An 8,148-nucleotide genomic window follows, 5' to 3' on the forward strand; every position below is an offset into this window, starting at 1 on the left:
GCCCGCGGTTCGCGCAGCGAATTGCGGGAGCGACAGCACGCATGTGCCGAGCGTACCCGGCCAGCGGCCGGCACTACCCCCCGGAGTTCGGGGGCAGCGCCGCAGGCGCGGGGGCGTGGAGGCCGGTAAGTGGGGCCCGCGGTTCGCGCAGCGAATTGCGGGAGCGACAGCACGCATGTGCCGAGCGTACCCGGCCAGCGGCCGGCACTACCCAAAGGCCGGCCCTTGCCCCGGCCGCCGTTTCGCGGCACGCTTCGCGCTTCCGTACGCAAGCGTATCGACAATGTCGCCAGCCAACGAAAGCGCCTACCCCCATCTGTTCGCCCCGCTGGACCTGGGCTTCACCCAGCTGCGCAACCGCGTATTGATGGGCTCGATGCACACCGGCCTGGAGGATCGCGCCCGCGACTTCCCGCGGCTGGCGGCCTACTTCGCCGAACGCGCCGAGGGCGGTGTCGGCCTGATCGTCACCGGCGGCTTCGCGCCGAACGTGGTCGGCTGGCTGAAGCCGTTCGGCGGCAAGCTGTCCTGGCCCTGGGAAGTACGCCCGCACCGTCAGCTCACCGCCGCCGCGCACCAGCACGGCGCGAAGATCTGCCTGCAGCTGCTGCATGCCGGCCGCTATGCCTACCACCCTTTGTCGGTGGCACCGTCGAAGCTGAAGGCACCGATCAACCCGTTCACCCCGCGCGCGTTGTCGGCCAGTGGCGTCGAGCGCCATATCGCCGACTACGCACGCAGCGCGAAGCTGGCCCGCGAGGCTGGCTACGACGGTGTGGAAGTGATGGGCTCGGAGGGCTACCTCATCAACGAGTTCATCGCCCCGCGCACCAACAAGCGCACCGACCGCTGGGGCGGCGATGCGAACCAGCGCATGCGCTTCGCGGTCGAGATCGTGCGCCGCATCCGCGAGGCCTGTGGCCCGGACTTCATCATCATCTACCGCCTGTCGCTGGTGGACCTGGTGGAGGACGGCAGCAACTGGGAGGAGATCGTGCAGCAGGCGCAGGCCATCGAGGCCGCCGGCGCGACGATCATCAATTCCGGCATCGGCTGGCACGAAGCCCGTATTCCGACCATTGCCACCTCGGTGCCGCGCGCCGCCTTCGCCGGGGTCACCGCCAAGCTCAAGCCGCATGTGAAGGTGCCGCTGGTGGCGACCAACCGCATCAACATGCCCGACGTCGCCGAGCGCATCCTCGCCAGCGGCGGTGCCGACATGGTGTCGCTGGCGCGTCCGCTGCTGGCCGACCCGCAATGGCCGAACAAGGCCCGTGCCGGCCGCGCCGAGGCGATCAACACCTGCATCGCCTGCAACCAGGCCTGCCTGGACCACGTGTTCGAGAACAAGCTGGCCAGCTGCCTGGTCAATCCGCGCGCCGCCCACGAGACCGAGCTGGTCTATCGCCCCACCGCCACGCCGAAGAAAGTTGCCGTGGTCGGTGCTGGCCCGGCAGGCCTGGCGTGTGCCACCGTCGCTGCCCAGCGCGGCCACCAGGTCACCCTGTTCGATGCCAACGAGGAGATCGGCGGCCAGTTCAACGTGGCCAAGCGCATCCCCGGCAAGGAAGAGTTCCACGAGACCCTGCGCTACTTCCGCCACACGCTGGCCGAAACCGGCGTGCAGCTGCGCCTCGGCACCCGCGCCGATGCCGCCACCCTGACCGGCTTCGACGAGGTGGTGCTGGCCACCGGCATCACCCCGCGCAAGGTCGACTTCCCCGGCGCCGACCACGCCAAGGTGGTCAGCTACCTGGACGTGCTGCTGGGCCGGGTTGAAGTGGGCACCAATGCGGCGATCATCGGCGCCGGCGGCATCGGCTTCGATGTCGGCGAGTTCCTCAGCCACGCAGGTGAGTCCCCCTCCCTCGACCCGCAACGCTGGATGGCCGAATGGGGCGTGGACAGCGCGTTCGAGGCCCGCGGCTCGCTGGGCCGGCCCGAGGTCGAGGCGTCACCGCGTCGGCTCTGGCTGCTGCAGCGCAGCCCGGGCAAGCCCGGCGCGCGACTGGGCAAGACCACTGGCTGGATTCACCGCGCCACACTGAAGGCCAAGGGCGTGCGCATGCTCGGTGGCGTCGAGTACCTGGGCGTGGACGACGAGGGCCTGCGCATCCGCGTGGAAGGCAGCGAACAGCTGCTGCCGGTCGACCATGTGGTGATCTGCGCCGGGCAGGAACCGAACCGTGCATTGCAGGCCGAACTGCAGGCCGCCGGCATCAACGCGCAGCTGATCGGGGGTGCCGATGTGGCCGCCGAACTGGATGCGAAGCGCGCCATCGACCAGGGCAGCCGGGTGGCCGCCGCGCTCTGATGAGCGCCTGAATGGGGGGCGGAATGTGATTTCCGTCACCCCTGCCGAACCTGAATGTCAAGCCGGGCGGTTCACGATGCGTTCGGCTATCCCCCCCTACCTTGCGCCATCTTTCCGCTCACCAGCCAGTTTCCGGTGAGCCGGCGCAGCCCCTCGATCGGTACTGATCGTTTCTTTTGGGGCTGCCCACGGGGCGGCCCCGATGGCCGCCTCCCCATGACGCCAAGTCGTATCCCGCCTCCTGTCGCCCCCGCGGCCGGAACCGGAGCGTGCGGCCCATACGGAGCAAGGAGTTATATGAAACTGGCCTGGATTCTCTGGCTGTCGCAGTTGTTGCCTCAGCCGGCCGCTGATTCATTGTGTTTGAGCACCACCGTTTACCTGGAAGCCCGCGACCAGACCCTGCGTGGCCAGCAGGCCGTCGCCGAGGTCGCCCTGCGCCGCCTCGACAGTGGCCTGTGGGGCGACTCCATGTGCCAGGTGGTCACCGCGCGCAAGCAGTTCGCACCGACCATCGTCTCGCCCGGCACCCAGCTGGGCAATGATGCGGCCTGGAGCGAGGCGATGAACGTGGCCTTCGACGCCGAGCGCAACTGGGCGCTGCCGGCCGGCGAGCGCCGCGAGATTGTGCCCGGTGCCAGCCACTTCGCCGCGCTGTCCATTGCCAGCCCGAACTGGCGCAATGCCTACCAGGTGGCCACCATCGGCGATCACACCTTCTATAAGGTGCAGAACCTCAAGCCGCGGCAGTCGTAACGATCCGTGCTGGCGGCAGCGTTGCCGCCCGCTGGCAAGCTCTGGGATAGTGGGCGTTTCCCGCCCGCATCACCTGGAGTTCCCATGAAGCTGTACAGCAAGCCCGGTGCCTGTTCCACCGCCGACCACATCGCCCTGCAGTGGACCGGCAAGCCGTTCGAGGTTGAACTGCTGAACAAGGACACCCTGAAGGGCCCGGAATTCCTCAAGATCAATCCGGCCGGTGCCGTCCCCGCACTGGTCGACGGCGACTTCGTGCTGCTGCAGAACGCCGCGATCATGGGCTATATCGCCGACAGCTTCCCGCAGGCCGGCCTCGGCGGCGACGGCAGCCCGCGCCAGCGCGCCGAAGCCACCCGCTGGCTGGCCTTCGTCAATTCCGATGTGCATCCGGCCTTCTCGCCGCTGTTCGCGCCGGGCAAGTTCATTGCCGACGAGAGCCAGTTCGATGCGATCCGCGCCGCCGCGCACAAGCGCCTGCGCGCCCTGTTCGAGACCGCCGACAAGCAGCTGGCCGACAAGCCGTGGCTGGCCGGCTTCCGCAGCTTCGCCGACCCGTACTTCTACATCACGCTGCGCTGGGCCGCCGGCACCAAGGTCGACCTGTCCGGCCTGGACAACCTGGCCGCCTACAAGGCGCGCATGGATGCCGATGCCGGCGTGCAGGCCGCGCTGAAGGCCGAAGGCCTGGCCTGAGCCAGACCATGGGTCGGAGCCGTCTGCGCAGCAGACGGCTCTGCCCCTATAGGTGCAATCGCCACACTCAGCCGATCTGGCGGATCACTTCGCCCTTGGCATCGCGCAGGTAGGTCGGCACCACTTCGATGCGCAGCGCCGCCGCCACCGGGTAGATGCCGCGCTCGGCCCGCACGCCTGCCAGCGCCTGCAGTCCCGACTCGTCCAGTGCCCAGCGCGCGCTGTCGGCCGATACCTCGCCGGTTTGACCGCGCGCGGCCGGAATGAATTCCCACTGCCGCTCGCGGCTGACCAGTTCCAGTGATTTGCCGTGGCGCAGGCGCAATGGCAGCAGCTCGCACACGCTGGCCACCTGGCCCGCACCGAGCACCAGGGTGGTGACGCCCGCCTCCTGGCGCCAGTCCAGCGTCTCGATGAACAACATGCCGGTGCTGGAGCCCTCGCGCTCGCTGCCGGCCTGCACCTGTGCAGCCAGTGCCGGATCCTCCAGCAGGTTGCCGCGATGCAGGTCGCTGATCCACAGCGGCATCGCCGGTTGCAGCGCCTGCAGCACGCCGCGCGTCGACCAGCGCTTGACCGCTTCCATCTCCTCATCGGTCAACCCGACCAGCTGCAGGAACTGCAGGTGGCCATTGGCGGTGTCGCGTGCGGGCAACTGCGGATCAGCGACGAAGGCCAGATGGCACAAGCGCGTGTTGGTCTCCAACGCGATCGGGCCGTTGGCGTTGAGGTGATGGCCATCCTCGAACACGTTGCCACTGCCGAACACATAGCGCGCCAGGTTCTGCAGCAGGTTCATCGGCCACACCGGCGGCGTGCTGCCGGCGTTCTCACCGGCGTCGGCAGCGAGGCGGAAGGTCAGCTCGAAACCATAGCCACTGGCGGTGGCATCACTGCTCTCCTTGGCGTACAGCTCGGAAAAGCCGTAGGTGATGTAATGCCAATGCGGTACCGGCGCATCCGCCCAGTACACGCTGATGCCATCCAGCGGATCCTGGCCACCGAGCGTGTACGGAAGCGCGGTGCCGAAGTGACGCGGTTCCTGCCCGGCATACAGCGGCGCCAGCGCCGCATTGATCGCGTCCCAGCCGGGGGTATCGGTGTCGTCGTGGTCGTCCTGCACGCGGGACTCCTTGTGGGGAAGTGAGCCGATCACTTTACGCGGTGGCTCAGGCTTGCACGACCTCGCCGCCGCCATTGACCACGGCCGCCTGGGTCTCCTGCCACCAGCGCTGCGCCAATGCCGGGCTACGCGCCTTGCCCACCGCCGCCAGCAGTTCCGGGCACAGGCGCTCCAGTGCCAGCGCATCGGTGCAGCGTTCGATCTTCAACTGCATGAAATAGCCCTTCAGGCCCAGATGCCGACGCACGGCCTCACTCATCGCGTCGTACAGCTGCTGGTACAGCGCCGGGTCCTGTTCACGGCCGGTGCTGATGCTGCGCGTCGGTGCGGTTTCGACACTTCCGCCGATCACTTCAATCAGGCCCTGCGCGGCCAACTGCTCCAGTGCATCCGGCGGTGCCCGCAGGCCTTCGAACAGGCCGCGCAATTCAGTGTCATCGCGATGGCCGTCGACCATCAGCAGGATCGAACGCAGTGCCGCCGGCAGACGCCGACCACGGTCTTCGATTTCCTGACGGCCAGCAGCCGTCTTGGCGTGCAGCAAAGCCATTGCCTCCCCCTCCCTCGATGCGCAATGCCGGCGCGCCCTGGCGGGCACGCTCCCCTGTGTGCCATCCCCGGACGGCACGCGCCTTCCCCGGCGCGCACCGCGTGTTGCAGGTCGATGACAAGCCGAGCTTAGCGCAAGTGCTGCGGGTAGTGCCGGCCGCTGGCCGGCAACCTCGGGATTGATGGGGGGTGCCGGACAGCGGCCGGCACTACCGGGTCAGCGTCCCAGCGCGCGGCGGATCTCCTCCAGCGCGCTGGGGTCGTCCAGCGTCGACAGGTCACCCGGGTCGCGCTGCTCGGCCAACGCCTGCAGCGAGCGCCGCAGCAGCTTGCCAGAGCGGGTCTTGGGCAAGGCATTGACCACGTGCACATGCGCAGGGCGTGCGACCGCGCCGAGCGAGGTGGTCACCGTGGCCATCATCTCGGCCACCACCGGCGCCGGATCCTCGCCATCCAGACCCTGCTTGAGGGTGACGAACACCAGCGGCACCTGCCCCTTCAGTTCATCCTTGACCCCGATCACGGCGGCCTCGGCCACCCGCGGATGGCTGGAGATGGCCTCCTCGATCTCGCGCGTGCCCAGACGATGGCCGGCCACGTTGATCACATCGTCGGTACGGCCGAGGATGAAGGTGTAGCCATCGTCGTCACGGATCGCCCAGTCCAGCGAGCTGTACAGCAGCTCCTTGAAGTGGCTGAAGTAGCTCTGCAGGAAACGGCTGTCGTCGTTCCACACCGTGCTCATGCAGCCCGGCGGCAGCGGCGGCGACACCACCAGCACGCCCTTCTGCCCCGGTGCCACTTCCTCGCCGGTGTTCTCGTCGATCACCTTCATCCGGTAGCCGAGATTGGGGAACCCGGGCGAGCCGAAACGCACCGGCTTCATCTCCAGGCCCGGCAGCAGGGTCAGTGCCGGCCAGCCGGTTTCGGTCTGCCAGTAATTGTCGATGATCGGCTTGCCGAGCGCTTCGCTGATCCAGTGCGCGGTCGGTTCGTCCAGCGGCTCGCCGGCCAGGAACAGGTACTTCAGCGCGCCCAGGTCGTGGCGATGGATGAAGTCCGCGTCGTGCTTCTTCAGCACGCGGATGGCGGTGGGCGACGAGAACATCGTGCGCACGTTGTACTGCTCGCACAGCGCCCACCAGATGCCCGGATCCGGGTTGGTCGGCAGCCCTTCGTAGAGCAGCGAGGTGCAGCCGCCGATCAGCGGGCCGTACACGTTGTAGGAATGGCCGACCGCCCAACCGACGTCGGAGGTGGAGAACATCACCTGGCCCGGCCTGCAGTCGAACACCGTTTCCATCGACTGCGCCATCGCCACCGCATAGCCCCCCACATCGCGCTGCACGCCCTTCGGCTTGCCGGTGGTGCCGGAGGTATACAGCAGATAGCTCGGCTCGCTCGCTTCCAGCCACTGCACCGGCACGTCGACTTCACCGATCTGCGCACGCAGCTCGGCGTAGTCCACATCGCGGCCCGGCACGCGTGGTTCGGCGGCATCCAGCCCACGCGACACGATCAGCACGTGCGGCGGTGGCGACGTGGCTTCGGCGCAGGCTGCATCGACCATCGGCTTGTACGGAATCAGCTTGCCACCGCGCATGCCGGCATCTGCCGCGATCAGCAGCTTCGGCTTGGCATCGTCGATGCGCAGCGCCAGGTTGTGCGCGGCGAAGCCACCGAACACCACCGAGTGCACCGCACCGATGCGCGCGCAGGCCAGCATCGCGAACACGGCTTCGGCCATGTTCGGCATGTACATCACCACGCGGTCACCGTGGCCGACACCGAGGTGCTTGAGCACGGCGGCGAAGTCGTTCACTTCGCGATACAGCTGGCGATAAGTGATTTCGCGGGTGCTGTTGGTTTCGGTGGAAATGGCGACCAGTGCGAGCTGGTCGGCGCGCTCGGCCAGGTGGCGGTCGACGGCGTTGTAGCAGAGATTGGTTTCACCACCGACGAACCAGCGCCGGAACGGCGGGTTGCTGTAGTCGAGCACCTGCTGCGGCGGTTTGTGCCAATGGATGCGCTTGGCTTCCTCGCCCCAGAAGGCCTCCGGCTCGTCGATCGAGCGACGGTAGGTTTCCTCGTAGTTCATGACGCAGCCCTCCCAGACAAAGTCATGGGTTCGAGGATAGTCCGGTGCTGCCGCGCGGGCCGCCCTACCTTGGTAGGGGGTGGGGTTTTGTCCTGCAGGGCTTGCAGCCCTGCACCTGCAGAATCAACGTCAACGTCAACGTCAAAAGCTGGGCTACTGAGGAATGGCGGGGTGGGTCCGGTTGCGGGAGACGCCGTAGACCCGTCCCTGGGGGCTTGGCCGCGGCATCCATGCCGCGGACACTCCCGCAACCGGACCCACCCCGCCTTCGACAGTTTTCCGCGATCTGTCGGAACGGCAAATTGCTCTGGTGGGTGTCGACCTTGGTCGACTGCTCTGGTGGGTGTCGACCTTGGTCGACACGGTAGATCCACGCCATGCGTGGATGATTCATTCGATATCTGAGAGAAAAATCGTGTCGACCAAGGTCGACACCTACCAACAGCCGCGCGGAACAAAGCCGCAGTTACCAACAGCCGCGGGAACCTGTCGAAGGTGGGACGGTGTCGGAGTGCGGGGTGTCAGCCGCATGGATGCGGCTGCCAAGCCTTATCTGATCGGAATCTGGCAGCGTAGGCGTCGAGAGCCGGCGTGGGCCGCCGTGCGAGCCTA

6 protein-coding genes are annotated in these 8,148 nt (G+C 67.5%); 3 read left to right on the forward strand and 3 right to left on the reverse strand.

Annotated elements, in window-relative coordinates; genetic code table 11:
* Positions 1–283: 283 nt before the first annotated feature.
* The 3 genes from ACX9OT_RS21655 (at position 284) to ACX9OT_RS21665 (ending at position 3,766) form a co-directional block, all read left to right on the forward strand.
* The gene (locus ACX9OT_RS21655) at positions 284–2,314 is read left to right on the forward strand and encodes an NADPH-dependent 2,4-dienoyl-CoA reductase (protein WP_049461271.1); all 2,031 of its coding nucleotides are present in this window, start codon (positions 284–286) and stop codon (positions 2,312–2,314) included.
* 297 nt (positions 2,315–2,611) lie between these two features.
* Positions 2,612–3,070 (forward strand): cell wall hydrolase, encoded by a 459-nt coding sequence (locus tag ACX9OT_RS21660; RefSeq protein WP_004154513.1) that lies wholly within the window; start codon positions 2,612–2,614, stop codon positions 3,068–3,070.
* 84 nt (positions 3,071–3,154) lie between these two features.
* Positions 3,155–3,766 carry a glutathione S-transferase N-terminal domain-containing protein gene (locus ACX9OT_RS21665; RefSeq protein ID WP_189720615.1) on the forward strand — a complete coding sequence of 204 codons (612 nt, stop codon included), beginning with the start codon at positions 3,155–3,157 and terminating at the stop codon, positions 3,764–3,766.
* A gap of 67 nt (positions 3,767–3,833) precedes the next feature.
* Here ACX9OT_RS21665 and ACX9OT_RS21670 read toward each other — a convergent pair whose 3' ends face one another.
* The 3 genes from ACX9OT_RS21670 to prpE all read right to left on the reverse strand — a co-directional run bounded on the left by ACX9OT_RS21670 (position 3,834) and on the right by prpE (position 7,536).
* Positions 3,834–4,889, reverse strand: a complete 1,056-nt coding sequence (locus tag ACX9OT_RS21670) for a suppressor of fused domain protein (RefSeq protein WP_459003644.1) — start codon at positions 4,887–4,889, stop codon at positions 3,834–3,836.
* 46 nt (positions 4,890–4,935) lie between these two features.
* The gene (locus ACX9OT_RS21675) at positions 4,936–5,439 is read right to left on the reverse strand and encodes a hypothetical protein (protein WP_125895961.1); all 504 of its coding nucleotides are present in this window, start codon (positions 5,437–5,439) and stop codon (positions 4,936–4,938) included.
* 216 nt (positions 5,440–5,655) lie between these two features.
* Complete coding sequence (gene prpE, locus ACX9OT_RS21680; protein ID WP_459003646.1) at positions 5,656–7,536, reverse strand: propionate--CoA ligase; 1,881 nt, start codon at positions 7,534–7,536, stop codon at positions 5,656–5,658.
* Positions 7,537–8,148 lie beyond the last annotated feature (612 nt).

The organism is Stenotrophomonas genospecies 3 (genome assembly GCF_054473855.1).

Excerpts from the sequence above, each read along its gene's own strand:
- ACX9OT_RS21655 (WP_049461271.1), top strand. The coding sequence starts at position 284 with ATGTCGCCAGCCAACGAAAGCGCCTACCCCCATCTGTTCGCCCCGCTG.
- prpE (WP_459003646.1), bottom strand. The coding sequence starts at position 7,536 with ATGAACTACGAGGAAACCTACCGTCGCTCGATCGACGAGCCGGAGGCC.
- ACX9OT_RS21675 (WP_125895961.1), bottom strand. The coding sequence starts at position 5,439 with ATGGCTTTGCTGCACGCCAAGACGGCTGCTGGCCGTCAGGAAATCGAA.
- ACX9OT_RS21665 (WP_189720615.1), top strand. The coding sequence starts at position 3,155 with ATGAAGCTGTACAGCAAGCCCGGTGCCTGTTCCACCGCCGACCACATC.
- ACX9OT_RS21660 (WP_004154513.1), top strand. The coding sequence starts at position 2,612 with ATGAAACTGGCCTGGATTCTCTGGCTGTCGCAGTTGTTGCCTCAGCCG.